Origin of the sequence: Streptomyces sp. NPDC057963 (genome assembly GCF_042887155.1) — a bacterium.
Lineage (GTDB): Bacteria > Actinomycetota > Actinomycetes > Streptomycetales > Streptomycetaceae > Streptomyces.
The window spans coordinates 441,702-467,747 of the sequence record NZ_JBHVPX010000004.1 but is presented as its reverse complement, the minus strand read 5'-3'; the positions used below and the strand labels follow the sequence as shown (position 1 = coordinate 467,747).

General features: G+C 71.9%; 21 protein-coding genes. 11 read left to right on the top strand and 10 right to left on the bottom strand.

Going from position 1 to position 26,046, the window contains the following annotated elements; all coding sequences use genetic code 11:
* Positions 1 to 7: 7 nt before the first annotated feature.
* Complete coding sequence (locus ACFVT1_RS12400; RefSeq protein WP_389794457.1) at positions 8 to 904, bottom strand: ADP-ribosylglycohydrolase family protein; 897 nt, start codon at positions 902 to 904, stop codon at positions 8 to 10.
* Between the two features lie 118 nt (positions 905 to 1,022).
* Between ACFVT1_RS12400 and ACFVT1_RS12395 the strand changes: the two genes are divergently transcribed.
* On the top strand, positions 1,023 to 1,904 hold the full coding sequence (locus tag ACFVT1_RS12395; RefSeq protein ID WP_389794456.1) for an alpha/beta fold hydrolase: 882 nt from the start codon (positions 1,023 to 1,025) through the stop codon (positions 1,902 to 1,904).
* A 92-nt stretch (positions 1,905 to 1,996) separates the two neighbouring features.
* On the opposite strand, the gene ACFVT1_RS12390 is transcribed toward ACFVT1_RS12395, so the two are convergent.
* A complete protein-coding gene (locus tag ACFVT1_RS12390; RefSeq protein ID WP_389794455.1) occupies positions 1,997 to 3,124 on the bottom strand; it encodes a ferritin-like domain-containing protein in 1,128 nt (375 codons plus the stop codon).
* Positions 3,125 to 3,304: 180 nt separating this feature from the next.
* Between ACFVT1_RS12390 and ACFVT1_RS12385 the strand changes: the two genes are divergently transcribed.
* The 5 genes from ACFVT1_RS12385 (at position 3,305) to ACFVT1_RS12365 (ending at position 9,742) form a co-directional block, all read left to right on the top strand.
* The gene (locus ACFVT1_RS12385) at positions 3,305 to 4,240 is read left to right on the top strand and encodes a diiron oxygenase (RefSeq protein ID WP_389794454.1); all 936 of its coding nucleotides are present in this window, start codon (positions 3,305 to 3,307) and stop codon (positions 4,238 to 4,240) included.
* 47 nt (positions 4,241 to 4,287) lie between these two features.
* Positions 4,288 to 5,043: a TetR/AcrR family transcriptional regulator gene (locus tag ACFVT1_RS12380; RefSeq protein WP_362200901.1), complete on the top strand. Its 756-nt coding sequence runs from the start codon at positions 4,288 to 4,290 to the stop codon at positions 5,041 to 5,043.
* A 17-nt stretch (positions 5,044 to 5,060) separates the two neighbouring features.
* Complete coding sequence (locus ACFVT1_RS12375) at positions 5,061 to 5,327, top strand: hypothetical protein (RefSeq protein WP_351202691.1); 267 nt, start codon at positions 5,061 to 5,063, stop codon at positions 5,325 to 5,327.
* A gap of 82 nt (positions 5,328 to 5,409) precedes the next feature.
* Positions 5,410 to 8,121: a PQQ-binding-like beta-propeller repeat protein gene (locus ACFVT1_RS12370; RefSeq protein ID WP_389794453.1), complete on the top strand. Its 2,712-nt coding sequence runs from the start codon at positions 5,410 to 5,412 to the stop codon at positions 8,119 to 8,121.
* A 433-nt stretch (positions 8,122 to 8,554) separates the two neighbouring features.
* Complete coding sequence (locus ACFVT1_RS12365; protein ID WP_389794452.1) at positions 8,555 to 9,742, top strand: NlpC/P60 family protein; 1,188 nt, start codon at positions 8,555 to 8,557, stop codon at positions 9,740 to 9,742.
* 674 nt (positions 9,743 to 10,416) lie between these two features.
* Here ACFVT1_RS12365 and ACFVT1_RS12360 read toward each other — a convergent pair.
* From ACFVT1_RS12360 to ACFVT1_RS12340, 5 genes are read right to left on the bottom strand one after another with little or no spacing between them, the layout of a single operon-like run.
* Positions 10,417 to 11,655 carry a styrene monooxygenase/indole monooxygenase family protein gene (locus ACFVT1_RS12360; protein WP_389794451.1) on the bottom strand — a complete coding sequence of 413 codons (1,239 nt, stop codon included), beginning with the start codon at positions 11,653 to 11,655 and terminating at the stop codon, positions 10,417 to 10,419.
* Positions 11,656 to 11,685: 30 nt separating this feature from the next.
* Positions 11,686 to 12,336, bottom strand: coding sequence for an ATP/GTP-binding protein (locus ACFVT1_RS12355; protein WP_389794450.1), 651 nt, complete (start codon positions 12,334 to 12,336; stop codon positions 11,686 to 11,688).
* Positions 12,317 to 12,730, bottom strand: a complete 414-nt coding sequence (locus ACFVT1_RS12350) for a DUF742 domain-containing protein (RefSeq protein WP_266357999.1) — start codon at positions 12,728 to 12,730, stop codon at positions 12,317 to 12,319. The genes ACFVT1_RS12355 and ACFVT1_RS12350 overlap by 20 nt, the downstream gene beginning before the upstream one ends.
* The gene (locus ACFVT1_RS12345; RefSeq protein WP_389794448.1) at positions 12,727 to 13,206 is read right to left on the bottom strand and encodes a roadblock/LC7 domain-containing protein; all 480 of its coding nucleotides are present in this window, start codon (positions 13,204 to 13,206) and stop codon (positions 12,727 to 12,729) included. Before ACFVT1_RS12345 ends, ACFVT1_RS12350 begins: the two co-directional genes overlap by 4 nt.
* Positions 13,203 to 16,238: a nitrate- and nitrite sensing domain-containing protein gene (locus ACFVT1_RS12340; RefSeq protein ID WP_389794617.1), complete on the bottom strand. Its 3,036-nt coding sequence runs from the start codon at positions 16,236 to 16,238 to the stop codon at positions 13,203 to 13,205. The genes ACFVT1_RS12345 and ACFVT1_RS12340 overlap by 4 nt, the downstream gene beginning before the upstream one ends.
* Positions 16,239 to 16,603: 365 nt before the next feature.
* Between ACFVT1_RS12340 and ACFVT1_RS12335 the strand changes: the two genes are divergently transcribed.
* A complete protein-coding gene (locus ACFVT1_RS12335) occupies positions 16,604 to 17,389 on the top strand; it encodes a protein phosphatase 2C domain-containing protein (RefSeq protein ID WP_389794447.1) in 786 nt (261 codons plus the stop codon).
* Positions 17,390 to 17,573: 184 nt separating this feature from the next.
* On the opposite strand, the gene ACFVT1_RS12330 is transcribed toward ACFVT1_RS12335, so the two are convergent.
* A complete protein-coding gene (locus tag ACFVT1_RS12330) occupies positions 17,574 to 18,071 on the bottom strand; it encodes a MarR family winged helix-turn-helix transcriptional regulator (RefSeq protein ID WP_389794446.1) in 498 nt (165 codons plus the stop codon).
* 226 nt (positions 18,072 to 18,297) lie between these two features.
* Between ACFVT1_RS12330 and ACFVT1_RS12325 the strand changes: the two genes are divergently transcribed.
* Both ACFVT1_RS12325 and ACFVT1_RS12320 read left to right on the top strand, forming a co-directional pair.
* Complete coding sequence (locus ACFVT1_RS12325) at positions 18,298 to 19,155, top strand: lysozyme (RefSeq protein ID WP_389794445.1); 858 nt, start codon at positions 18,298 to 18,300, stop codon at positions 19,153 to 19,155.
* A 224-nt stretch (positions 19,156 to 19,379) separates the two neighbouring features.
* On the top strand, positions 19,380 to 20,138 hold the full coding sequence (locus ACFVT1_RS12320; protein ID WP_389794615.1) for a polysaccharide deacetylase family protein: 759 nt from the start codon (positions 19,380 to 19,382) through the stop codon (positions 20,136 to 20,138).
* Positions 20,139 to 20,480: 342 nt separating this feature from the next.
* On the opposite strand, the gene lon is transcribed toward ACFVT1_RS12320, so the two are convergent.
* Positions 20,481 to 22,913, bottom strand: coding sequence for an endopeptidase La (lon, locus tag ACFVT1_RS12315; protein WP_389794444.1), 2,433 nt, complete (start codon positions 22,911 to 22,913; stop codon positions 20,481 to 20,483).
* A gap of 289 nt (positions 22,914 to 23,202) precedes the next feature.
* On the opposite strand from lon, the gene ACFVT1_RS12310 reads away from it, so the two are divergent.
* Entirely contained in the window at positions 23,203 to 24,051 is an 849-nt protein-coding gene (locus ACFVT1_RS12310) for a nucleotidyltransferase (protein ID WP_389794443.1), read from the top strand.
* Here ACFVT1_RS12310 and ACFVT1_RS12305 read toward each other — a convergent pair.
* Positions 23,978 to 24,826, bottom strand: coding sequence for a rhomboid-like protein (locus ACFVT1_RS12305; protein ID WP_389794442.1), 849 nt, complete (start codon positions 24,824 to 24,826; stop codon positions 23,978 to 23,980). The two genes, ACFVT1_RS12310 and ACFVT1_RS12305, sit on opposite strands and share 74 nt — an antisense overlap.
* A 413-nt stretch (positions 24,827 to 25,239) precedes the next feature.
* Between ACFVT1_RS12305 and ACFVT1_RS12300 the strand changes: the two genes are divergently transcribed.
* Positions 25,240 to 25,932 carry a spermidine synthase gene (locus tag ACFVT1_RS12300; protein WP_389794441.1) on the top strand — a complete coding sequence of 231 codons (693 nt, stop codon included), beginning with the start codon at positions 25,240 to 25,242 and terminating at the stop codon, positions 25,930 to 25,932.
* The last annotated feature ends 114 nt before the right edge of the window (positions 25,933 to 26,046 follow it).

Below are 26,046 nucleotides of genomic sequence, written 5' to 3'. Positions count from 1 at the left end.
GCCCGCCTCAGTTCAGCGGCTCGCGGCGTTGCAGCCACTGCGCGGGCACCCCGTCGACCCCGGTGGCCGCGCCGACGACACCGCCGGTGATGGCGCAGGTCGTGTCGACGTCTCCGAGGCCCTCGGCCGTCGCCCAGAGAGCCGCCTCCAGGTCGTCCGGGTGCCGGGCCGCGGTCCACAGGGCGAACGGGACCGTGTCGTCGGCGCGGATGCGCTGCCCGTTGCCCAGCAGGTCGGCCGCCCGCCACGGCTCGGTGGTGAAGGGGACGTCGACGGCTCGGCGCAGGCCGTCGCGTACGAGCCCCTCGGGGGTCCGCTCGGCGACCGCGGCGAGCGTGTACTCGCCGCGGACCGACAGCGCCGCCGCGACCGCGACCGCCACCGCGCCCGCGATGCCTTCCGGATGGGCGTGGGTGACGGCCGCCTGGAGCGCGGCCTGCTCGGCGGCGTGAGCGACGTCCTCGTGGAAGCGGGCGCCGAGCGGTGCGACCCGCATCGCCGCGCCGTTGCCGAGGCTGCCGCCCTCGAAGAGAGCGGGCGCCAGCGAGCGCCAGTCGGCGGGCGAGGTCAGCAGTTCCGGCAGCAGGATGTGCATGCCGTGGCCGTAGCCGCGGGCCGAGTCGGCCTCGAAGGCGAGAGCGAAGCAGAGCGCGAGGCGGTCCTGCACGACTTCGCCGTCTTCGTCGACGGCGCGCAGGAGGGCGCGGGCCAGAGCGGTGTCGTCGGTCCAGTGCCAGACGGGTTCCTCGGGCGTGCGACGCGCCTTGATCTCGTTGTACGCCTGCCGGGGCCGGCGGAAGAGCGGAAACCACCGCTCACCGAACGCGTCGCCGAGAGCCAGTCCTTCAAGGCTCCGGCGGGCGGCCGCGACACCTGCGGGAAGGGAAGGGGTCGGAGTCGTCATACCCGCCATCCTTCCGGGACCGGCGGGCGGCGTACATCCATCATGACCCACGGAAGTGCCCCTTTCCCTCCTGCTGTCGAACGATCTCGGGCCGCATTTCGCGTTCTACCGTTGCTCCATGACGGTTCTTCATGTGCGTGACCACAGCGGCCCCGACGACGACCGGCCCGCTCTTCTCCTGCTCCACGCGGCCTCGCGTTCCCTCGCCGACTGGGACGCCGTCGCCCCGCATCTCACCGCCGGCCACCGGGTGCTCGCCGTCGACCTGCCGGGGCACGGCTTGAGCGCCGCTCCTTCGTGGTCGTTCGACGCGGTGCTGAGCGATCTGGACGAGACCCTCGCCGCCCTCGGGGTCACCGGTGCCGTGGTTCCCGTCGGGCACTCGCTGGGCGGGATGGTCGCCGCGCTGTACGCCGCCGAGCGGCCGGACCGGGTGCCGGGGGCGGTGAACCTGGACGGCTTCTGGTGGGGCAGTCCCGGCCAGTACCCGGGCCTGGACCCGGACGAGGTGACACGGCGGCTGGCCGACATCGGGGACATGGCCCGTGCGTCGGCGGGGCAGCGGATGCCCGCGGAGTATGTCGAGCAGCAGGCGCGGTACAGCGTGGGGCTGGGCATCCCGTACGAGCGGGCGGAGGCGTCGTTCCGCGCGAGCGTGCGAGAACTCCCGGACGGCGGCTGGCAGTTGCTGCCGGAACGGGAGTGCGCCCTGGAGATGCTGGATGCGCTGGACGCCCTCGACCTCTTCGCGCTGTTCCGCCGCGTTCCCTGCCCGCTGCTGCTGGTCCGGGCCCTGCACCGGGTGCCGCCGACGCCCGGCCTGGAGTGGCTGGACGAGCTGATGGCGGCGTACGGGCACGGCCTGGCCCGGGATCTGGCGGTGCTGGTGGCGGAGCGGACGGGCGTCACGGCCGAAGGCATCGGGGCGACGCACGCGATGCTGCTGGAGGATCCGGAGCGGGTCGCGGAGCTGGTGCGGGACTTCGCCTCGCGGCTCTGATGCCTCCGCCCCGCCCCGCCCCGCCCGGTCCCGCGACGGGCCCGTTCCCCGGCCGGCCCCAGTCCTCCGACGGGATCGCCCCCCGGCCCGCCTCAGTCCTCCGACGGGATCGACGGGCCCGACGCGCCCTGCTGCACCGCCTCCTCGACCTCCGCGACCCTGGCCTGCTCCTCCGCCGCGAACCGGTCCCGGTCCAGCTGCTCGGCCAGTTCCTCGTCCTGGGTCATCAGCAGATCCAGGCTGGAGTCGCCGAGCTCGAAGACACCCATGTCGACGTAGGCCCTCTGGAGCCGTTCGCCCCACAGGCCGATGTCCTTGACACACGGGACTATCCGGCTGAACAGCAGCTTGCGGAAGAGCCGCAGGAACGGCGACTGCTCGGAGAGTTCCCCGGCCTCCCGCTTGCCGATGCCGAAGTTCTCCAGCACCTCGGCGCCCCTGAGCCGGTCGCGCATCAGATAGCAGCCTTCGATGACGAACTCCTCGCGTTCGCGCAGTTCGGCGTCGCTCAGCTGCTTGTAGTAGTCGCGCAGCGCCATCCGCCCGAAGGCGACGTGCCGGGCCTCGTCCTGCATGACGTACGCGAGGATCTGCCTGGGCAACGGCTTGGTCGTCGTGTCGCGGATCATGCCGAACGCGGCCAGGGCGAGGCCCTCGATGAGGACCTGCATGCCGAGGTACGGCATGTCCCAGCGGGAGTCCCGCAGGGTGTCGCCGAGCAGCCCCTGGAGGTTGTCGTTGACCGGGTAGAGCATCCCGATCTTCTCGTGCAGGAACCGGCTGTAGATCTCCGCGTGCCGGGCCTCGTCCATGGTCTGGGTCGCGGAGTAGTACTTCGCGTCCAGGTCGGGGACGGACTCCACGATCCTGGCCGCGCAGACCATGGCGCCCTGCTCACCGTGGAGGAACTGGCTGAACTGCCAGGCGGTGTAGTGGGTGCGCAGATCGCTCCGGTCCTTCTCGGTCATCTTCGCCCAGTGCGGTGTGCCGTACAGGGTGAGGACGTCGTCCGGCGTGCCGAGCGGGTCGGCCGGATCGACCTCCAACGACCAGTCGATGCGCTTGTTGCCGTCCCACTGCTTGTCCTTGCCCTTCTGGTAGAGGGCGAGCAGGCGTTCGCGGCCGTCGTCGTAGTCCCAGCCGAGGCGGGCCGCGCCGGAGGCGGGCACCTGCCAGAGCGGTGTGTCCGGGGCGGTGGTGTAGAGGTCGTGTGTCGACACGGACGGCTCCTTTTCGCCTTGCGTGCTCCGGCAAGTTGCGTGGCGGTTGCGCCAGTTGGCAGGTTCACACGTTGGTAGACGCCGGGTCAACAAGTCGTGCGCAAGGGATTGACTACCTTGCTGACGGAGAGTCTCATAAGAGGTGACCGCCGGTAACCCATGGGTGAGGTGCCTCCAGCCATGACCACAGTGTCCGAACGCGACGTGCAGTTGCTCCGCGACGCACTCGGCCCGCTCCGGGACCGCGAGCAGACCGCCGAACGGCTGCTCGCGTCCTCGGCCAAGCATTCCTTCGATCCGGACAAGGAACTCGACTGGGACTCGGCGATCGAGGACGGCAAGTGGTTCTGGCCGCCCGAGCTCGTCTCGCTCTACGACACCCCGCTGTGGCGGAGGATGTCCGAGGAGCAGCGGATGGACCTGTCCAGGCACGAGGCCGCGTCGCTGGCCTCGCTGGGCATCTGGTTCGAGATCATCCTCATGCAGCTGCTGGTCCGCCACATCTACGACAAGCCGGTGACCAGCAACCACGTCCGCTACGCGCTCACCGAGATAGCCGACGAGTGCCGGCACTCGATGATGTTCGGCCGCATGATCAAGTGGAGCGGGTCGCCCGACTACCCCGTACCGCGCGTCTACCACAACCTCGCACGGGTGCTGAAGACCGTGTCCACCACGCCCGGTTCGTTCGCCGCGACCCTGCTCGGCGAGGAGATCCTCGACTGGATGCAGCGGCTGACGTTCCCGGACGAGCGCGTCCAGACACTGGTGCGCGGCGTGACCCGCATCCACGTCGTCGAGGAGGCGCGACACGTCCGCTACGCCCGCGAGGAGCTGCGCCGCCAGATGGTGACCGCGCCGCGCTGGGAGCGCGAACTCACCCGGGTGAGCTGCGGCGAGGCGGCCCGCGTCTTCTCCGTCTGCTTCGTCAACCCGCACGTGTACGAGAGCGTCGGCCTGGACCGCCACGAGGCCGTCGCCCAGGTGAAGGCGAGCGGTCACCGGGCGGAGGTCATGCAGAGCGGAGCCAAGCGGCTGACGGACTTCTTCGACGACATCGGGGTGCTGAACGGGGTGGGACGCAGGCTGTGGAAGCGGTCGGGCCTGCTCGCGTGAGGCGATGCCCCGTTGCCCATGCGCCCGCAGCGCCTAGGCTTCATGGCATGACGACTGCCGCGCCGCCGACCCGTGCGTACCGAAGGCTCAGCGTCGAGGAGCGCCGCACCCAGCTCCTCGGTGCGGCCCTCACCCTGTTCGCGCACCGGGCCCCCGACGAGGTCTCGCTCGACGAGGTGGCGACGGTCGCCGGGGTCTCCCGCCCGCTCGTCTACCGCTACTTCCCGGGCGGGCGGCAGCAGTTGTACGAGGCGGCGCTGAGGTCCGCCGCCGAGCAGCTGATCCTGTGCTTCACCGAGCCGCCCGTGGGACCGCCCACCGAGCGGGTGCTGCACGTGCTGGACCGCTATCTCGCCTTCGTCGACGAGCACGACACCGGTTTCAGCGCGCTGCTGCGCGGCGGCAGTGTCGTGGAGACCTCCCGCACGACGGCGATCGTCGACGAGGTGCGGCGGGCGGCCGCCGAGCAGATCCTGCTGCACCTGGGCCGGGGCGGCACGGGTGCGGGGGACGCGCCGGGGCCCAGGCTGCGGATGATGGTGCGCACCTGGATCGCGGCCGTCGAGGCGGCGTCCCTGATCTGGCTGGACGAGGGCAAGCAGCCCGCCGCGGCCGACCTGCGCGACTGGCTGGTCGACCAGCTGATCGCGCTGCTGGCGACGACGGCGGCCTCGGACCCGGAGACCGCGTCGGCGGTGACGGAGCTGCTGCCGCTGGAGACCGCCGCGGGCCCGGCCGGACGGCTGGCGGAGCGGCTGATCCCGGTCGTCGGCGGAGCGGCCCATCTGCTGCCCCGGGGCTGATCGGTCAGACTGGGGCGGTGAGAAGCGAGAACACCCCCTTCACCGGCGGCCCCCTGGACGGGCGGGTACTGCCCGTCCTCGTCGGCCCGACCGGCCACCCGCCCAAGTGGTACGAGGTCCCGGTACCGGCCGCCGACGGCGGGCCCGCCACCGTGTACGCGTACCGCCGGGTCCCGGCCGGCCACTCCAAGCGGCTGGGGATTCCGCGCGGCTGGGTGTACGAGTACGCCCCCGAGGGCCGGGAGCGGCACAGCCCCAAGTGGCCCTGGTCGAAGCCGGACTGAGGATACGGGGCCGGGCGCGGCCGAGCGGCCGGTCTAAGATCGACGCTCTGGTGCCAGGGCACGGTCAGCAAGGGGGTGCGCCATGGAGGCGCTGCGTCAGGACGATCCACGCCGCATCGGTCCGTACACCGTGCTGGCGCGGTTCCGCGAGACCGCGAGCGCCGTGCAGTACCTCGCACACGACGCGGCCGCCGGCAGACCCGTGCTGCTCACCGCCGCCCGCCCCGGACTCGCCGCGCTGCCCGCCTTCCGGCGCCGTTTCCTGGCAGAGGCCCGCATCGCGGACCGGCTGGCCGGCGACCGGGTCCCGCCGCGGTCGGACGCCCCTGCCGATGCCCCTGCCGATGCCTCTGCCGATGCCCCGGACAACGAGGCGGACGACGGCCTGCTGTGGACGCTCGGCCCCTACGTACCCGCGCTGACGCTCTCCGAGGCGATCGAGGTCGCGGGTCCGCTTCCCGAACGGGCCGTGCGGATTCTGGGCGCGGGCATCGCCGAGACCCTCTCCCGTGTGCACGCCACCGGAGCCGTACTCCAGGGATTGGCACCCCGGACGGTCCTGCTGGCCGAGGACGGACCGCGGCTCGCCGCGTTCGGCCCGCTGGCCGCCGCGGCCGCCGCCGAGGCCCGGCCCGGCGGGCAGTTGTCCGTACGGCTCGCCCACCTCACCCCGGAGCAGGTCGAGGGCGAGAAACCCGGACCGGCCTCCGATCTCTTCGTCCTGGGCCTGCTGTTGGCCTACGCGGCGACCGGCACGACCCCGTTCGCCGACGGCCCGGCCACCGAGGGCGCCGAGCGCATCGCCCGCACGGACCCCGAACTCGGCGCCGTCCCGGCGGAGTTGCGCGACCTGATCGCCCGTTGCCTGGCGAAGGACCCGGCCGACCGGCCGAGCGCGGGAACGGTGGCGGCGGAGCTGGCCCCGGAGGGAGCGGCGGGCCCGGCGAAGAACGGCTGGCTGCCGGGGCCGCTGGCGGCCGCGGTGGCGGAACAGGGAGTACGCGTACGGGAGTTGGCCGACGCTGGGCATCCGGAGGACGCGCCGGTGAGCGGCCCGGCGGACGGGCCCGGCGGCGCATCGGCCGGTGAGCCCGTCGACGGGCCTGCGGACGGGCCTGAGAACGGACCTTCGGACGAGCCCGTGGACGGGCTTACGGACGGGCCTGCGGACGGGCCTGCGGACAAGGCAACCCCGGCCGGCGCAGCGGCCCGCGAACCCGCCCCGGAGCCCGGCCCCGCCCGGGACACCCGTACCGCTCAACTCGGCGACATCGGGCGCCACGTACCGAGGAGCGACCGGCCGACGACCCAGTTGTCCGTCCCGCACGAGCTCACCGGCGCGCCTGCCGGGCCCGCCGCCGGGCTCCCGGCGGTGCTCCCGCCCGTCGCGCCGATACCGCCCCACCCGCTTCCGGCCCACACGGCCCCCGCGGCCTCGGCCGCCCCCCACGCCACCCGAGCCACCTCCGCCTCCCCCGTCCTCGACCGGCGCGGCCTCTTCATCGGTCTCGCCGCCGGGGCCGCGGGACTGGTGGTCGGCGGTGGTGGGGCGCTCGCGCTGGGCTCCGGTGACGGGGACACGGACGACGCCAAGCCCGCGCCGGGCCGGAGCGGCCCCGCCGTCGCGGGGCTGCCACCGCAGCCGCGTTGGGTGTACCGGCACCCGGCGACCGAACCGCCACCGCTCACCGCCGCCCTCTGGAACGGCCGGCTGCTGGTGCTGACCAGCGAGAACGGGGCGACCGGCGTCGATCTGCGCACCGGGCGCCGGGTCTGGGAGAGCGCGGACGCCGCCAAGGGGCGCGCCGCGCTGCCGGCCGGGAAGGACCTCTGTTTCGTCGCGGGTCCGTCCGAGTTCCTGTGGCTGTCGCCGAAGGACGGCAAGACCGTGCACCGGGCGGGCTACGCGGACCAGTTCACCGGGGCGCCGAACCTCGCGGTGTCGGAGATCGTCGGCACGCTCGGTCCGGTGGTCTGGTTCACCGGCTCCCACAAGGCCACCGTCAAGGCCCCGCCCCCGAAGAAGGGCAAGAAGCGCGGCAAGGACACCCAGGTCGTCAAGGCGTACCTCTTCGCCTACGACATTCTCCGGCGCAAGGAGCTGTGGCGGACCCCCGTACCCGCCGGGCGCGGCCCCGCCGCCCCCGTGTACCGGCTGGTCTCGACCGGACAGGACGGTTTCGTCGTGTGCCAGAGCCCGGCCACGCTCACCCCCGGCGACGTGAAGGCCGCCAAGGGGAAAGCCGTCTTCCGGAGCTTCGACCAGAAGACCGGGAAGCAGCTGTGGAGCCGGTCGTTCGGCACGGTCGCGGCAGACGCGGCGGCCCTGGGCGACGACCGGGACCTGCTGTACGCGGCGGTGGGCGACGATCTCCAGGCGTTCGAGCTCCCCGCGGGCAAGCCGAAGTGGACGCTGAACGGCACCACCGGAACCCCGTACGGAACCCCCGTGGTCACTGGCACGCTTCTGCACACCACCAACCGCAACCAGGAAGTGGGCGCGGTCGAGCGGGAGACCGGCCGGCTGCGCTGGCGGCGCTCGACGGAGGCGGCACCCGGCACCGCCGCCCCCGCGGTGGCCCTCAGCGCGACCGGCAGGACGCTGCTGGCCGCGGACGCGTCCCAGGTCACCGCATTCGCGGCGGAGGACGGGCGGCGGCTGTGGAAGTTCCAGGACATCGGCTCCCAGGACCCGAAGGGGCCCACCGTCACCGCCCCGTACCGGGTGCTGCCGTCCGGCAGGACCGCCGTCGTCCAGCGCGAGCGGATCTTCTACGCGTTCCCGGTCGCCTGAGCCGTCTCGTTCGGGCCACCGAGCGAGCCGCTTCGTCCCCGGCCGTTCCGCCGGACCGTCCGTTCCTGCCGTTCCCGCCGTCCCCCGCCGGTCGGGCCGTTCTCTCCGGACCGCCCGTTCCCGCCGGACCGGCCGGTGCAGAAACACGGTCGGCCGCGTGGTGGGCGCCACCCGGTTGAAGCGGTGGCGCGGCCTCGCCGCCCGCCACGGGACGGCCCCGGCCGTCCACCCCGCCGAATTCCGCATCGCGGGCCGCCGGACAGGCCGGAGCCGAAGCCCCGGGCATCCGCGCCCGCTCACCGCCTTCCGGGCGAACCCTCCCGCCGCCACACCGCCGGGTTCTTGCATCTCTCGGCGCCGAGTGACCGTATGGACGCGTTGCGCTCGCTTATGGGGGAGTCCCATGATTCGCCCCGCCCCCGGAGGTGATGTCGTGTCAGGCGGAATCCTGCGCGTGGCCTGCGCCACGGCACTGGCCACGATCGCCGTAGCCTCGCCGGCGACAGCCGCACCCGTGGAGCCGGGCCCCGCGGCGAGCGGCGCCGCGAAGCCGCCCGCCGCTCCCGCACCGGCCCCGCCGGCCGCGAGCAACGGTGTCGCCCGGCTGCTGACCAATCTGCAGAAGCTGTACCAGCAGACCGAGGAGGCCACCGAGACGTACAACGGGACCGCGGCGGAGCTGAAGAAGCGCACGGCGCAGGCGAAGAAGCTCCACGCCTCCCTCGCCGCCGCCCGGGTCGCGCTGGCCGACAGCCGTGACGCGGCGGGGCAACTGGCCCGGGAGCAGTATCAGGGGCGGTCGGGCTTCTCGTCGTACCTGCGGTTGCTGCTGGCCCGTGACCCCGCGCACCTCCTGGACCAGGAACATGTGCTCCGGCACGCGGCAGCCGGGCGGGCGGCGACGGTGAAGCGGCTCACCGGCGCCGAGAAGCGCGCCGACGAGCTGGCGGCCGAGTCGCGCAAGGTGCTGGACCGGCAGCAGGTCCTGGCCGCGCGGCAGAAGAAGCAGCGGGACGCGGTGCGGTCGCGGCTCAAGGCCGTCGAGGCGAAACTGGCCACGCTCTCCGCCGTTCAGCTCGCCGAGCTGTCCCGACTGGAGCAGCAGGGCGCGGCGAAGGCCCAGGGCGCGCTGGTCGCCTCGGGCGCGATGTCCTCGGTCAGGCCGCCGTCCCGGGCGGGCGGCGAGGCGGTCGAGTACGCGTTGGGCCAGGTCGGCAAGCCGTACGTGTGGGGCGCGGAGGGGCCGGATTCGTTCGACTGCTCGGGGCTCACGTCGCAGGCCTGGGCGAAGGCGGGCCGGACCATTCCGCGGACCTCGCAGGAACAGTGGCGGCAGCTGCCGAAGGTGCCCCTGAACGCGCTGCGCCCGGGTGACCTGGTGATCTACTTCCCGAAGGCCACCCACGTGGCGCTGTACATCGGCAACGGCCTGGTGGTGCAGGCGCCCCGGCCGGGCACGCAGGTGAAGGTCTCCCCCATGGCATCGAACCCGCTGCTGGGCGCCGTACGACCGGATCCGCAGGCCGCGCCGCTGTCCGCGTACCGGGCGCCGGAGCTCCCGCAGGGTGCGACCGCCGGCTCGGACACGGGGTACGGCTCCTCGTCGGCGCCCGAGGAATAGGCCCCGGGGCCGTGACATGCGCACAGGACAGCCGGGCCGGGTCGGAGAAACAAGCCACTCACGGTCAGAGGCCCCTCGCCTGCGAACTCTCCGCAGATGAGGGGCCTCTGACATTCCGTGGGCCGACTGCGGGCCGTCAGCCCCGAACCGGGAGCCTGCGGTGGGCCGTCGCGATGCCCTCTGCCGCTCTGTCGGCCACGGCCCCATGTCCGGGGGTCATGCCCTGGGGGTCACGCCCAGCCCTTGTGCGAGTCCCTGGTCCGCTGCCCCGCGCTGCAGTGCCCCACTTTCCCCCGAGCCGCCTCTGCGGCGCAGTACGACCAGGCACGCCCCGGCCGCGGCCGCGAGCAGAACCACCGTGGAAACAATCGAGATCACGGGTCCCCCGTTTGTCTGGCGGAACCGTCCCGCGGTCCCTTGCTGATCCGTTACTGTCAGTATCGGCGCGATGGCGGAGTCTGTGAATACCACGACCACCGCGTCTTGGCGTGGGCGCCCGGAAACCGCCCGCCACCGTGTCTGCCCAAGGGTTTGGGGGCACGAGCCCCTGACTGTCACGGGGGGTGCCAGGGCCGCTCGCCGCGTCGGTGGCCGGGCCGTCCGTGGGCCGTCCGACGACGGCCCGCAGCCGCCGACGTTCACCAACGTTGACCGCTACTGTGCGGGTCGGACGCCTACACGGCCGCAGAGACCTCGGCGAGGTACGCGTTCGTCTTCTCCGGGTCGAAGAAGAAGTTCTCGAAGTCCGCCGGGTTGTTGAAGCCGTTGGCGAAGCGGTTGGCGACCGGCTGGAGCTGGCCGGCGGCGCCGATCAGGTTCAGCACGTGCTCCGGCGGTACGCCGAGCATCGCGTTGGTCCACTTCACGACGTGCTGCGCGGTGTCCCAGTAGCGGTCGAACGTGGCCTGCATCCAGTCCGCGTCGAACTCCCGGTCGCCGTGCTCGATGATCGAGTCCAGGTACGCGTTGGCGCACTTGGAGGCCGAGTTGGAGCCCTGGCCGGTGATCGGGTCGTTGGCGACGACGACGTCGGCCACCCCGAGGACCAGGCCGCCGCTGGGCAGCCGGCCGATCGGCTTGCGGACGGTCGGGGCGTAGCGGCCCGCCAGGGTGCCGTTGGCGTCGGTCAGTTCGACCTTGGTGGCACGGGCGTACTCCCACGGCGTGAACCGCTCCATGAGCTCCAGCGTCTTGGCGAGGTGCTCGGAGGGGTCCTTGATGCCCTGGAACGCGTCGAGCGGGCCGCCCGGGACGCCCTCCCAGAACAGGATGTCGGCGCGGCCGGACGTGGTCAGGGTCGGCATCACGAAGAGCTCGCCGACGCCGGGGACCAGGTTGCAGCGGACCGCGTCGAACTCGGGGTGCTCGGGGCGCGGGCCCATGCCGTGGACGTACGCGACGGCCAGGGCGCGCTGCGGGGCGTCGAACGGCGAACGGGACGCGTCCCGGCCGAACATGGAGACCAGCTCGCCCTTGCCCGCGGAGACCATCACCAGGTCGTAGGTGCGGGAGAAGTAGTCCAGGTCGGAGACGGCGGCGCCGTGGATGACGAGCTGTCCGCCGCGCTGGGCGAACGTCTCCATCCAGCCGGCCATCTTCACGCGCTGGTCGACGGACTGGGCGAAGCCGTCCAGCTTGCCGACCCAGTCGACGGCGCGCGAGGAGTCGGGCGCGGCGACCGAGACGCCGAGGCCCTCGACGCGCGGGGCCTGGGACTCCCAGAAGTTGAGCTGGTAGTCGCGCTCGTGCTGGAGCGCGGTGTGGAACATGCACTGGGTCGACATGACCCGGCCGGACCGGATCTCGTCGGCGGTGCGGTTGGACATCAGGGTGACTTCGTACCCTCTGGACTGCAGTCCGAGGGCGAGCTGGAGACCGGACTGGCCGGCTCCGACTATGAGTATCTTCCGCATCGCGGTTCTCCGTTACGTATGGCGTGCGAGCTATGCCGGGGTGGCGTCGAGTGCGTGGCCCACGAGGGCCAGCAGCGACTCGACGACGGTGATCCTGTTACGCGCGTCCATGATCACAACAGGCACGTGCGGGGGGACGGTCAGGGCCTCCCTGACGTCCTCCGCCTCGAACCCCGGCGTTCCCTCGAAGTGGTTGACGGCGACGATGTACGGCAGGCTGCAGCTCTCGAAGTAGTCGAGTGCGGGGAAGCAGTCGGCGAGCCGCCGGGTGTCGGCGAGGACGACCGCGCCGATCGCGCCGCGCACCAGGTCGTCCCACATGAACCAGAAGCGCTGCTGGCCCGGTGTGCCGAACACGTACAGCACGAGGTCGTCGTCGAGCGTGAGCCGGCCGAAGTCCATCGCGACGGTCGTGGTGACCTTGTCGGGCGTCGCGGAGAGATCGTCGGTCTCCTCGCTGGCCTGGGTCATCATCGCTTCGGTCTTCAGCGGGGTGATCTCGGAGACGGACCCCACGAAGGTCGTCTTGCCCACGCCGAATCCGCCCGCGACCACGATCTTCGTGGCGATGGGGGCCCTGGTGTGGTCCAGCTGCCAGGCCTGCAGCGATTCCTCGGCCTGGTCCTCGGCCCTCGGCCGGCGCGGGGCGAAGAGCGGCGACTCAGAGACGGCGGAGTCCATTGAGCACCCTTTCGAGCAGTGCGCGGTCGGGCTGGCCGGTGCCGTGCCCGGTCCCGTACACGCGGATCTTTCCCTGGTCGGCCAAGTCGCTGAGCAGCACCCGGACCACGCCGAGGGGCATCTTCAGCAGGGCGGAGATCTCCGCGACCGTACGCATCCGGCGGCAGATCTCGACGATGGCCTGGAGCTCCGGCATGACACGGGTGGCCAGGTTGCCGTTGGTCAGCTCGCGGCGCTCCTCGGGCGCTTCGAGCGCGGCGACGAACGTCTCGACGAGCAGGACGTGGCCGAAGCGGGTGCGGCCGCCGGTGAGGGAGTACGGGCGGACCCGTGCGGGCCTTCGGTCGGACCCGCGGACGGGGAGCCTGCGGGCGGGTTCAGCAGGGGGCGTCACTGGGCGCTCTCCATCGATTTGCGCAGTTCACTGCGGAGTTCGGGGGTGAGTACGTGTCCGGCTCGGCCGACGAAGAGCGCCATGTGGTAGGCGATGACGCCCATGTCGCAGTCCGGGGTGGCGTGCACACCGAGCAGCGAGCCGTCGCTGATCGACATGACGAAGACGCTGCCCTCGTCCATGGCGACCATCGTCTGCTTGACGCCGCCGCCGTCCATCAGCTTGGCGGCGCCGGCGGTGAGACTGCCGATGCCGGAGACGATGGTGGCCAGGTCGGCGCTGGAGCCCTTGGGGCCGTCCTGCCGGCCGGTGGCCTGGGTGGCGAGATGGCCGGGGTCGGAGGAGAGCAGCATCAGTCCGTCGGAAGAGACGACCGTGACCGAGTGGACCCCTGGCACCTCCTCCACCAGATTGCTCAGCAACCAGTGAAGGTTCCGGGCCTCGGTACTCAGCCCGAATGTGCTGGGCGCAGTCAACTGCGTGCCTCCTCGACTGTGTCCCCCGTCTCATCGGTTCGGCCGTCGGTACGGTCGGCCGACTCACTGTGCTCGGTGTGTGCGGGGCGTCCGGCGTGTGCCGCGGCCCCGGGGAACGGCTGGTTCGCCGTGATCTCGGCGATCTCCGCCTCGACGTCCCGGCGGCCGTCCCTCGCGCCCTGGTGGAAGCCGCCGAGCCGACGGCGCAGCGCCTCCTTGTCCAGGCTGCCCTTGCGCTCGGCGCTGGGCGCCGTGGTGGGCTTGACGACCTTGGGGGTGCGCTTGGGCAGCCCCTTGTCCGTGATGCGCTCCTGCTGCGGCTGGTGCTCCTGTGGCTGCTGCTCCGGCTTCCGGGGACCGGGCAGGGCGTCGGCGACGGGCGCGGGGGCCGGGACGGGGGCGGTGTACGGCTCCGGGGCAGGAGCGGGGGCCGGGGCGGCGTACGGCGCGGGTGCCTGGGCCTGAGCTTGGGCTTGGGCTTGGGCTTGGGCCTGCGCCTGCGCCTGCGCCTGCGCCTGCGCCTGCGCGGTGTACGGCTCCGGGAACTCGTCGGCCGTGCGCTCGTGGCGGTCGGGGCCGACGGTGTACGGGTCGGGCGCCGTGAACTCCGAGGTGTCCGCGAACTCCGGAACCACCGGAAGGCGGACCTGCATCGTGATCTCCGCCTCGGCCTCGGCCGCTGCCGGGGCGGGCGCGGGGGCGCTGTCCGGGGCGTGCTCGGGCACGGGCTCGGAAGCGGCCCCGGACTCGCGGATCGTCTGCTCCGCCGCCGCGATCAGCGGGTCGCCCGGCAGGGCGAGCGTGCGCGTCGGCAGCGCGTTGGAGTTGGCCTCGGCGACCGACCCCGGAAGGTTCAGCGCGGGCGCGTCTCCGGAGACCTGCACCGGCGGCGGCGTGGCGGCCGGTGGTGCCTTCGGCAGCAGGGTCTTGGGCAGGACGACGACCGCCGTGACCCCGCTGCCGCTGTGGTCGCGCAGCTGGACCCGTACGCCGTGGCGCGCGGCCAGCAGGGAGGTGACCTGGAGGCCGAGTCCGGCCCCGGGCGCCCCCTTGTCGTCCCGCTCACCCGCATCGAACAACGTCGGGTCGCCGAGCCGGGTGTTGAGCTCGCTCAACCGCGCGGCCGACATCCCGATGCCCTCGTCCTGGACGGAGAGCATCACCTCGCCGGTCTCCAGCAGCCAGCCGGAGAGCTGGACATGGGAGTCCGGCGGCGAGAAGGAGGTCGCGTTCTCCAGGAGTTCGGCGACGAGGTGGCTGAGGTCGTCGGCGGCGAAGCCGGCGATCTGGGCGTGCGGCGGCAGGGACTGGATGGTGACCCGCTCGTACCGCTCGATCTCCGAGACGGCCGCGCGCAACACGTCGACCAGCGGGATCGGGCTCGCGTGCCCGTGCCCGTGCTCGGCGCCCGCGAGGACCAGCATGTTCTCGCTGTGCCGGCGCATGACCGTGGCCATGTGGTCGAGCTTGAAGAGGGTGGCCAGCCGCTCCGGGTCGTGCTCCCGCTCCTCCAGGCTCTCGATGACCCCGAGCTGGCGCTCGACGAGGCCGAGGGTGCGCAGTGAGAGGTTGACGAAGGTGTGGTGGACCGTGTTCTTCAGCCGCTCCAGCTGGGCGGTGAGGTCGGAGGTCATGACCTGGAGTTCGGCGCGCTGGAGGGTGAGCGCCTCACGTCCGGCGACCAGCTCGGCGTGTTCGGTCTCCAGGCTCTCGAAGCGGCCGTTGAACTCGTGGAGCAGTCCGTGCAGCTTGCCGTGCAGGGCGTTGATGGACCGTACGACCTGGGCGAACTCGTCGTTGCGGCCGGTGTAGCGGATCGGTTCGGCGGTGTCGGGCTCCGCGGCGAGGCGGGCGGCACCGATGCGCAGGACGGCGAGCGGCTGGGTGAGGGTGCGGGCCACGGCGGTGGAGACGCCGACGGCGATCAGCAGACAGCCGCCGAGCAGCGCGATCCGCAGTTCGAGCGCGGTGACGTCGTCGTCGCGCAGCTGCTCCAGACGCTGGACCTGTGCGGTGCCGAGGGCCGATTCGACACCCCGCATCCGGTCGATCCGGGCGGAGAGCGCCGCCTCGACCTTCTTGCTGCTGACCCGCTGGTCGGAGTCGGACAGCTCGGGGCGGTCGGTGAGGGAGTTGAGGTACTTCTCCGCGCTGTTGACCTCGGGCCCGGTGACGGTGGACGACAGCTTGTCTCGGGCGGTGGAGCCCGCGGCCTGGTCGAAGTCGGCGAGCGAGGAGAGCTCGCCCACCCGGGCCTGCTGGGCGGCGGCACTCAGCTCGTCGCGGGTGCGGTCGTCCTTGCTGCTGCCCTGGTCCTGGCCCTGGACGGGCAGGCCGGTGAACGGGTCGGTCTGCGGGACCGACGCCTTTCCGGGCACGGAGAGCGCGGCGAGCAGCAGCCCCCGGGTGACGGAGGCCTGCTCGGTGGCCCGGCCGAGGGCGAGCGGGGCGCGGGTGGCCTCGGCGGCGCGCGGCGGGGTCTTCTCGGCGAGTTCGTCGGCGAGGTCGTGGAGCTTGGCGATGACCTCCGAGTACGCCTGATGGGCCTCCAGCGCCGTGCCCTTGCCGCTGAGCGCGTCGCGGCGCAGGGAGGGGATGGTGGAGAGGTCGCGGCGCAGTGCGGCCGGGGCCGCACCCCTGATCTCGTCCACCTGCTGGTCGACGCGGGCGCTCCGGCTGCCGGGGTCGCCCTTGCCCTTCGCCCCCGGGCCGGACTTCTCGTCGCGGCCGGCCGCGATGTAGGAGGTGACCTCGTCACGTTCGTCCGCGAGGGCGTGGGCGAGCGCGATGGCCTGCTGGTTCAGCTCGGCGAGGGTGACCAGCCGCTGCGACTCGTTCAGGTCGGAGGAGGCACCGAGGGCCGCGGGCGCGCCCGCGGCGATGACGGTGATACCGACGACCGCGACACCGGCGACCAGCCGACTGCGTACGCGCGCGGTGCGCCGGGTGCCCTCGCTCTCGGCGGGTGCCGGAGGCGTCACCCCGGAACCGCTGTGCCTGCTGCCCTTGCTCCGAGGCCGCTTCTTCTGCACCGGTGCTCGCATTCTTGACTCGTCCGCCCTTGAAGCAGAGGTGACGCACGGTCACATGTGAACGAGCGCCCCGACCGCTGGTACGGCTTCTGACCATTCCAGTGCTTTTGAGAGGGGGGCGCACATCAACCACTCCGCCACCTGAACGAGTGAACATCACTCCGGAGTTGACGAACAAGTCTGCCCTCGGAGCGCGTCCGGCACACCTGGACCGCTGGCTGGAACTTCCGCCCGCGCTTTGGCAAGATGCCCGCCCGCATCCCGCACGGAGCCTCTCCTTCCGCTCCAGGCACCCGCCTGACCTGCTGGTACAGGCCAATCTTGGGTCGTGCAGGGCCCGTGAAGGCATCGTGCAGACTGACCGCATGCGCATCGAACTCGCCACCGTCGCCGGCAGCACCGACCGCCCGAACGAGGACTGGGTCGCCACCGCCCTGCCCGCTTCCGGCCAAGGTGGGACGCTGATCCTGCTCGACGGAGTGACTCCGCCGCAGGGTGCCGACGGTTGTGTGCACTCGGTCCCCTGGTTCACCGCACGACTGGGTGGCTCACTGGTCGAACTGTCTGATTCGCGACGCGATCTGACCCTCCAAGAGATTTTGGCCGAGTCCATTCGACGCACCGCCGATGCACACCGCTCCTCGTGTGACCTTTCTCACGTAAGGACGCCGCAGGCGACGGTCGTCATGGTGCGCTGGGACGAACGTGAGATCGAACATCTGGTGCTCTCCGATTCAGTACTCCTGTTCGAGGCGCTCGACGGATCCGTGCGCCCCCTCCTCGACGACCGGCTGAACCGCCTGCCGGCGGGCTCGCTGGCCAGTGAGGCGATCGCCGACGCCACGGTGCGGAACAAGGAGGGCGGCTTCTTCACGGCCGCCGCGGACCCCTCCGTGGCGACCCGCGCGGTCACCGGACGCACCCCGCTCGGCCGGGTCCGGGCGCTGGCCGCGATGACCGACGGGGCGGCCCGCTGGACGGAGATGTTCCGCGAGGGCGGCTGGGCGGACTGCCTCGGGGTGCTCCGCAAGGAGGGGACACAGGGACTGATCGACCGGGTCAGGGCACTGGAGGACGCGGACACGGAGCGCGCGCGTCTGCGCCGCAGCAAGACGCATGACGACGCGACGGCGGTCTACGCGGTGCTGTGACGGGAAGCGACGGGAAACGGGGACGGGCCAGGGACGGGCCGCCGACGGGGCGGGGCCGGACGCCCGACGGGGGTCAGGCGCCCGATCGGGGCCGGGCGCCGAACCGCCGGACCCCGGGACAACGAACCGTGATCCGGTACCCCGAGGCCCGTGATCCGGTACCCGGGGCTCAGGGCCCGACGCGTCAGTCCTCCGCGCGGGCGTTCAAGTGGTGCAGCAGCCGGGCCAGTTCGGCCACCTCGGCCCTGTCCCAGTCGGCGAGCTTGCGCACGTAGCGGTCGCGGCGGGCGTCGCGGACACTGCGGTAGCGGGCCAGCCCCTCGGCGGTGAGGCGGACGAGGAAGGCCCGGCCGTCCGCCGGATCGGGCTCGCGTGCCACCAGCCCGAGGTCTTCCAGGGCACGCAGTTGACGGCTCATCGTCGCCTTGCCGACGCCGAAATAGGCCGCAAGATCAGTGGCCCGCTGCCGCCCTGCCGACTCCAGCCGCACGAGAAGTCCGTAGGCGGCGGCCTCCAGTTCGGGGTGGACCTCGCGCGCCATCTCCCCGGAATTGGCCCGTGCCCGGCGCAGGAAAACGGCCAACTCCCGCTCCAGCGCAAGGAATGCGTGGTCCACACCACTTTCTCCGGTCGCGCCGGGTTCACTACCGCTTTCGCTCCCGTGCACGTCAACACCCCTCATGAGCTTTCCCGCCACTGAAAGTTTCTTTCGCCGCTGGTCATCGCCGCAGCTCGGCCAGTATTTCGCAGGCGTAGACCAACGGCAGCGCCCAGACCCCCTTCCGCGACATGGGTCTACGTGCGTAGCGTCATGCCATGGCATGTTCACACCATGGCATGTCTACAGGGGTGCCCCCCGCGCCCCTGGGATCAGCGCGTCCCCCCACCGAGGCCTCGGAGGCACTCACATGCCGGTGCTCAGATCCGGATCCGGAACGTCCCGCCGCCCGCGCTTCGCGGCGGCAGGAACCCTGCTCGCAGCCCTCTCCCTCCTCCTCACCCTGCCCGGCGCGGCAAACGCGGCGGGTGCCCACGACTCCGCCGCCGCGGCCAAGAAGCCCGCGCGGGGCACGGCCACGATGGGCATGGGCGTCGTGGCCCACGACGGCCAGGGCGGACTGCCGCGCGACACCCGCGCCGCCCAGACCGAAGGCGTGGACGTCGCCAGCTACCAGGGCAACGCCGACTGGCCGTCCCTCTGGAACAGTGGCGTGAAGTGGGCCTACACCAAGGCCACCGAGGGCACCTACTACACGAACCCGTACTTCGCCCAGCAGTACAACGGCTCGTACAACGTCGGCATGATCCGGGGCTCGTACCACTTCGCCACCCCGAACACCACGAGTGGCGCCGTCCAGGCCAACTACTTCGTGGACCACGGGGGCGGCTGGTCCAAGGACGGCAAGACCCTGCCGGGCGCGCTCGACATCGAGTGGAACCCGTACGGCGACCAGTGCTACGGCCTGAGCCAAGCCTCCATGGTCTCCTGGATCCGCGACTTCGTGAACACCTACAAGGCGCGCACCGGCCGCGACGCGGTCATTTACACCGCGACCAGCTGGTGGCAGGCCTGCACCGGGAACAACGCGAGCTTCGGCGCCACCAACCCGCTGTGGGTGGCCCGTTACAGCAGCACGGTCGGCGAGCTCCCGGCCGGCTGGGGCTTCTACACGATGTGGCAGTACACCTCGTCCGGCCCGTACGTCGGCGACCACAGCCACTTCAACGGCGCGCTCGACCGCGTGCAGGCTCTCGCCAACGGCTGAGCCGGCCCGCCGCGCCCGCGCGGTCCGCCACGTCGCACAATCGAGCCCCGGTGACCCACCCAGTCGCCGGGGCTCTCCTCTATTCACCCCTGTGGCCAGGCATTTCTCCCGCCGGGCCGAGACCGAAGACCTCTATGCATCTGATGTATACACCACATGTATAGTCCTTCTAAGTCGCACATCGTGTGCCCTGTTCAGCAACGGAGGAGTGACCCGCCTTGTCCATGAAGACGAAGTCGATCGGTACGGGGTTGGCCGCCGCCCTTGTGACGGCACTCACCCTGACGCTGAGCGGCTGCTCCATGCAGACCACCGCGCCGGGCTCGGCGCGCGGTGACGCGGGCTCCGACGCCAAGGGCACCTTCGGCCCGGTGGACTGCCGCAAGGCGAAGTGCATAGCGCTGACCTTCGACGCGGGGCCGGGCGAGGACACCCCGCATCTGCTGGACATCCTCAAGGAGAAGAAGGTGCACGCGACCTTCTTCCTGCTGGGCAAGAACCACGTCAAGCAGCACCCCGACACCGTGCGCAGGCTCGCCGCCGAGGGGCACGAGGTGGCCAACCACACCTGGTCCCACGAGATCCTGACGGACAAGAAGCCGGCCGAGATACGCGCCGAGCTGAAGAAGACGCAGGACGCGATAGCGGAGATCACCGGCACGAAGCCGCGTCTGATGCGCCCGCCGCAGGGCCGCACCGACGACACCGTCTCGGACATCAGCAAGGACCTGGGACTCTCCCAGATCCTGTGGAGCGCCACCGCCAAGGACTACTCCACGACCGACTCGGCCCTGATCAAGAAGCGCATCCTGGATCAGGCGAGCAAGGACGGCATCATCCTGTTGCACGACATCTACAAGGGGACGGTGCCCGCCGTGCCCGGCATCATCGACGCGCTGAAGAAGCAGGGCTACACCTTCGTCACCGTCCCGCAGCTGATGGCCCCCGCCGAGCCGGTCCCGGGGACCATCTACCGCCCCTGATCCGGAGTACCGACCGCTGATCCGGAGTACCGTCCGCAGGGATCCGTACTCCGGATCCCTGCGGACGGAAGGGAAGTGCACCCGGCGCACGCACGACGGCGGAGGTGCGAGAGCGCCCGGCGCGCGCGACGGCGGACGTACAAAAGCACCCACCGCACCCCGGACGGCGGACGGCGGACGGCGGACGGCGGACGGCGGACGTGCGAGGACACCCGCCGCACCCCGGCGGCGGAGGCGCGAGAGCACCCCGCGCGCACGGAACGGCCCACCCACCCGTCGCCGGGAAGGCGGGCCGTCCGTACCGGTCGCGCACGTGGTGCCACGCCCGTCACGCCATGGCGCCTACGCCGCGGCCGGGATCCTCTCCCCCGGCCTGGCCGCGGAGGCCGGCGCGAGGGCGATCTCCAGTACCTGGCGCACATCCGTCACCGGGTGGACCTCCAGGGTGTCCAGAACCTCGGCCGGGACATCGTCCAGGTCCGCCTCGTTCCGCTTCGGGATCACCACGGTGGTGATCCCGGCCCGGTGCGCGGCCAGCAGCTTCTGCTTCAGGCCGCCGATCGGCAGCACCCGTCCGGTCAGCGAGACCTCACCGGTCATCGCCACATCCGTCCGGACCAGCCGTCCGGAGAGCAGCGAGGCCAGTGCCGTCGTCATCGTGATGCCGGCGCTCGGGCCGTCCTTCGGGACCGCGCCCGCCGGGAAGTGGATGTGCGCCCCCCGGTCCTTCAGGTCCGCGACGGGCAGCTCCAGCTCCGCGCCGTGCGACCGCAGGAAGCTCAGCGCGATCTGCGCGGACTCCTTCATGACGTCGCCGAGCTGACCGGTGAGGGTCAGTCCGGACGCCCCGGTCTCCGGGTCGGCCAGCGACGCCTCCACGAACAGCACGTCGCCGCCGGCGCCGGTCACCGCGAGTCCGGTGGCCACGCCCGGCACCGCGGTGCGGCGCTCGGCCGGGTCCTGGGCGGACTCGGGGACATGGTGCGGCCGTCCGACCAGACCGCGCAGATCCGCCTCGGTGACCGTGAACGGAAGCTCCCTGGCGCCCAGTTCGTGCTGGGCGGCGACCTTGCGGAGCAGCCGGGCGACGGCCCGCTCCAGATTCCGTACGCCCGCTTCACGGGTGTACTCCCCGGCCAGCTTGCGCAGCGCGGACTCGTCGAGCGCCACCTCGTCCTTCTCCAGACCGGCCCGCTCCAGCTGACGCGGAAGCAGGTGGTCACGTGCGATGACGACCTTCTCGTCCTCGGTGTAGCCGTCGAGCCTGACCAGCTCCATCCGGTCGAGCAGGGCCTCCGGGATGGCTTCGAGGACGTTGGCCGTCGCGAGGAAGACGACGTCGCTGAGGTCGAGCTCGACCTCCAGGTAGTGGTCGCGGAAGGTGTGGTTCTGGGCCGGGTCGAGGACTTCGAGCAGAGCGGCCGCCGGGTCGCCCCGGAAGTCGGAGCCGACCTTGTCGATCTCGTCGAGCAGGACGACCGGGTTCATCGAACCGGCCTCCTTGACGGCCCGGACGATGCGTCCCGGCAGCGCACCGACGTAGGTGCGCCGGTGTCCGCGGATCTCCGCCTCGTCCCGCACACCGCCGAGCGCGACGCGGACGAACTTGCGGCCCATGGCGTGCGCGACGGACTCACCGAGCGAGGTCTTTCCCACGCCCGGAGGGCCCACCAGCGCCAGTACGGCACCGCCGCGCCGTCCGCCGACGACGCCGAGACCGCGCTCGGCACGCCGCTTGCGGACGGCCAGGTACTCGGTGATCCGCTCCTTCACGTCCTGCAGGCCCGCGTGCTCGGCGTCGAGGATGCGCTGGGCGCCGGGGATGTCGTACGCGTCCTCGGTCCGCTCCGTCCACGGCAGTTCGAGAACGGTGTCGAGCCAGGTCCTGATCCAGGAGCCCTCGGGGCTCTGATCGGAGGAGCGCTCCAGCTTGTCGACCTCCTTGAGCGCGGCCTCACGGACGTGCTCGGGAAGTCCGGCGGCCTCGACGCGCACCCGGTAGTCGTCGGACTCGTCTGCGCCGGAACCAGGACCGCCGTTGAGATCGGCGAGCTCCTTGCGTACGGCGTCGAGCTGGCGCCGCAGCAGGAATTCGCGCTGCTGCTTGTCGACGCCCTCCTGGACGTCCTTGGCGATGGACTCGGCGACATCCTGTTCGGCGAGGTGTTCACCGAGCCACCGGATGGCGAGCTTCAGCCGGGCGACCGCGTCGACGGTCTCCAGGAGCTGCACCTTCTGGGCCGTGGTGAGGAAGGGCGAGTAGCCGGAGTTGTCGGCGAGCGCGGAGATGTCCTCGATCTGCTGGACCCGGTCCACGACCTGCCAGGCACCGCGCTTCTTCAGCCAGCTGGTGGCGAGAGCCTTGTACTCCTTGACCAGCTCGGCGGCGGCCCCGGGGAGCGGGTCGGGGACGGCCTCGTCGACCCGTGTCCCCTCCACCCAGAGCGCCCCGCCCGGTCCACTGGTCCCGGCTCCGATCCGCACCCGGCCACGGCCGCGGATGAGCGCGCCCGGATCCCCGTCCGAAAGCCGTCCGACCTGCTCGACGGTGCCGATGACACCGGTGCCGGCGTACGTCCCGTCGACCCGCGGCACCAGAAGCACCTCGGGCTTGCCACCACCCTCACGGGCTGCGGCCTGTGCGGCCTCCACGGCGGCGCGTACATCGGTGTCGGACAGGTCCAGAGGCACCACCATGCCCGGCAGCACGACCTCGTCGTCGAGCGGCAGCACAGGCAGGGCGAGCGGAGTGACCGCATTGGAATCGATAGCCATGATCTCCCCTTCGGCAGTCAAGTTGAGCTATGCAGACTCAATGCTTGTGAGCCGCCCCTTGTTCCCCAGGGCATGTTCGCCGTGAGCGATCGCCTGAGGCGTTCGCGCGCCGGACGGCCGCGTCGGACCCCGCACGCAGGCTGAACCCCACGCGCGCCCCCTTGATTCCGGACCGTCCGAGCCGCTCCGGTCGATTCCGAGCCGCTCCGGTCGATTCCGGACCGTCCGAGCCGCTCCCGTCGGCGAAAACCCATCGGCAACCGGCCGGAACACCGGGCAGAGTGCCGACATGAGCGAGAGTGCGAGTACGGGTACGGGTACGAACGACGGCAGAGGGCTGAGCCCGGACGGAACGATCCGGCGGGAGGGCTCGCTGAGCCGGGTGCCGGTGGTGTTCGCCCCCGTGGTCGAGGCGGCCAGCGCCCGGATCACCGAGGCGTTCGACGACGCGCGGCTGCACAGCGCGTACATCTACGGGAGCATTCCGCGCGGCACGGCTGTTCCCGGTGTCTCCGATCTGGACCTGCTACTCGCCCTGCGCGCCGAGCCCACCGAGGCCGACCGGGCGGCGGCCCGGGCCATCGAGGCCGAGCTGGACAGCTCGTTCGGCCAGATCGACGGGGTCGGTGTCCTTCTCGCCGCCGCCGAGACCCTCACCAGCACATTCGAACGCAATGATCTCGGCTTCTTCCTCGCCTGCCTCTGCACCCCACTGCTGGGCGAGGACCTCGCCGCACGGCTGCCGCGCTACCGCCCCACTCCACTGCTCGCCCGGGAGACCAACGGGGATCTCCACCTCTTGCTCCCCCGCTGGCGGCGGCGGTCCGCCGAAGCCACCACGGACGCCGAACGCCGAAGCCTCAGCCGTGGCGTCGGCCGCCGCCTCGTCCGGTCGGGCTTCACGCTGGTCATGCCGCGGTGGGGCGGCTGGACCAGCGACCTGACCGAGTCCGCCGAGGTGTTCGCCCGCTACTACCCGGACCACCCGGAGCGGATCGAACAGATGCGGACGGCCGCGCGCACGGGCCGCACCCCGTCCGCCGACCCGGCCGTCCTCGCGCTGCTCATCGACGATCTGGCGCCCTGGCTGGCAGCCGAGTATCTCGCCGTCCACGGCAAGAAGGCCCCGCGCCCCTGACCCCCGCGCCCCCCGCCGCACCGGCGCGGCGCAGCAGCGGTCGGCAGGCCAGGCCCACCAGCAGCGCCAGCGGGTGGCCCCAGGCGGCGAGGGGGTTGCCGACATCGAGCAGATCACGCAGCAGCATCGCGCCGACCGCGCCGAGTACCAGCCCCCGCGGCCACGGCGTGAGCAGCCCGGCGAGCGCACCCACGCCCGCCATCACCCCGAAGCTGATGCCGTAGTCGAGCTGGTGCAGTGAGGACTCCGGCAGACGACCGGCCGCCACGGACAGTCCGACCGGGATCTCGGTGGCGAGGGTCGCCACGACATGGCCGAGCAGGAACACCCCGGCGGCGCGCCGTCCCCCGACGCGGCGTTCCAGCGCGGTCAGCACCAGAGCGAAGCCGAGGACGTACGGGGAACCGAGCCCGCCGACGACCCACAGGGCACTGGCGACCAGGACCAGCAGCGGGGTTTCGCGCAGATGTGCGACGTCCGTGCTCGATTCACGCAGCACGGTGGAGACGGTGTCCGGATCGCCGTACTCCATGAAGAGGGACGTGGCGACGAGCACCAGCAGGTACCCGAAGGTGAACGGGGTACCGGTGGGCGTCGGCAGCAGCCGCAGGCACCGGCGGGCCCACCGCGCCGTACCGCCCGCCCGGAGTTCCCGGACAGGTGGAGAGGCGATGCCTTCCGTACGGCGCCGGCGCGGAACGGCGTCGGGCAGCGGGGCCGCGGGCCCGTCTTCGCGAACCGCCCTGCCCCTGCCCCTGCCCCTGCCCTGACGCACCGCACGAGGCCCCTTCCGTACAAGCCCGCGAAGCAACGTGATCATCTCCGTGCTGTCCATGACCCGAGCGGCGTGCGAACCGGCCGCACGTCCTCTTATACGCACCGTGCCTGTGCGCCGGTTATACGCGCCGTGCCCGTGCGCCGGTCATACGCGCCGTGCCCGTGCGCCGGTCATACGCATCGCGCCCGCGCGCCGGCCATGCCCGATGGCCTCTACGGACCGCGCCTGCGCACCGGCCATGCCTGACGGCGCCTTGTACGAATCCAGCAATCCGCCGGCCTTCGGATGAATCCGGCAATCCGCTGGCCCCTGGACGCGCGGACCGACCAGGATGGCGGGGACCGCGGCGGTCACCGCATCCGCCGCCCGCGTCCGTCCCTCACGTCCGCCATCGACCGGAGAGCCACACCATGCCCGAGATCCACGGCCCCGACCCCCTCGCCCCCCTCACGCTCGACCGCCGGGAAGGCCCGTACGGCGAAGTCGTCCTCCGGGAGCGGGGGGACGACTTCGAGATCATCGCCAACGGATGCTTCCTCATGGACACCTCGGACGGGCGCTCCGAGCGGCTGCTGATCGACGCGGCGCTGGCCGCCCTGCCCGACGGCCGGACGGCACCCGCGGTGCTCATCGGAGGGCTCGGGGTCGGGTTCTCGCTCGTGCGGGCCGCCGCCGAGCCGCGGTGGGGGCGGATCGCCGTCGTCGAGCGGGAGCAGGCGATCGTGGACTGGCACCGGGCGGGGCCGCTGGCCCGGATCTCCGACGCGGCGCTCGCCGATCCGCGGACCGAGATCCTGACGACGGATCTCGTCTCGTACCTGCGCACGACTACGGACCGTTACGACGCTCTGTGCCTGGACATCGACAACGGACCGGACTGGACCGTCACCGAGGACAACACGAGCCTGTACTCCCCCGCCGGTCTGGCGGACTGCCGGGAGCGGCTGACGCCGGGCGGCGTTCTCGCGGTCTGGTCCGCACAGCCGTCCGCGGATTTCGAACAGGCTCTGCGGAATGCCGGATTCAGCGGGGTACGGACGGAAGAGGTGCGTGTTGCCCGAGGTGTTCCCGACGTGGTGCATCTCGCACTTCGGACACTCTGAGAGCCCTCGTCGGGCATTCTCGGCCCCCGGACGCCCGGGGGCCAAGCGCCACAAGGCCGACACTCCGCCACTTCGTCGCGCCCCTGCCGTTACACCCTGCGTAGCCGAGAGCGG

Bases quoted from the DNA above. Each gene is read 5' to 3' on its own strand.
- ACFVT1_RS12385 (WP_389794454.1), top strand. From the start codon at position 3,305: ATGACCACAGTGTCCGAACGCGACGTGCAGTTGCTCCGCGACGCACTC.
- ACFVT1_RS12335 (WP_389794447.1), top strand. From the start codon at position 16,604: ATGCGCATCGAACTCGCCACCGTCGCCGGCAGCACCGACCGCCCGAAC.
- ACFVT1_RS12400 (WP_389794457.1), bottom strand. From the start codon at position 904: ATGACGACTCCGACCCCTTCCCTTCCCGCAGGTGTCGCGGCCGCCCGC.
- ACFVT1_RS12370 (WP_389794453.1), top strand. From the start codon at position 5,410: ATGGAGGCGCTGCGTCAGGACGATCCACGCCGCATCGGTCCGTACACC.
- ACFVT1_RS12360 (WP_389794451.1), bottom strand. From the start codon at position 11,655: ATGCGGAAGATACTCATAGTCGGAGCCGGCCAGTCCGGTCTCCAGCTC.
- ACFVT1_RS12355 (WP_389794450.1), bottom strand. From the start codon at position 12,336: ATGGACTCCGCCGTCTCTGAGTCGCCGCTCTTCGCCCCGCGCCGGCCG.
- ACFVT1_RS12300 (WP_389794441.1), top strand. From the start codon at position 25,240: ATGCCCGAGATCCACGGCCCCGACCCCCTCGCCCCCCTCACGCTCGAC.
- ACFVT1_RS12380 (WP_362200901.1), top strand. From the start codon at position 4,288: ATGACGACTGCCGCGCCGCCGACCCGTGCGTACCGAAGGCTCAGCGTC.
- ACFVT1_RS12320 (WP_389794615.1), top strand. From the start codon at position 19,380: ATGAAGACGAAGTCGATCGGTACGGGGTTGGCCGCCGCCCTTGTGACG.
- ACFVT1_RS12330 (WP_389794446.1), bottom strand. From the start codon at position 18,071: ATGAGGGGTGTTGACGTGCACGGGAGCGAAAGCGGTAGTGAACCCGGC.
- ACFVT1_RS12310 (WP_389794443.1), top strand. From the start codon at position 23,203: ATGAGCGAGAGTGCGAGTACGGGTACGGGTACGAACGACGGCAGAGGG.
- ACFVT1_RS12325 (WP_389794445.1), top strand. From the start codon at position 18,298: ATGCCGGTGCTCAGATCCGGATCCGGAACGTCCCGCCGCCCGCGCTTC.
- lon (WP_389794444.1), bottom strand. From the start codon at position 22,913: ATGGCTATCGATTCCAATGCGGTCACTCCGCTCGCCCTGCCTGTGCTG.
- ACFVT1_RS12395 (WP_389794456.1), top strand. From the start codon at position 1,023: ATGACGGTTCTTCATGTGCGTGACCACAGCGGCCCCGACGACGACCGG.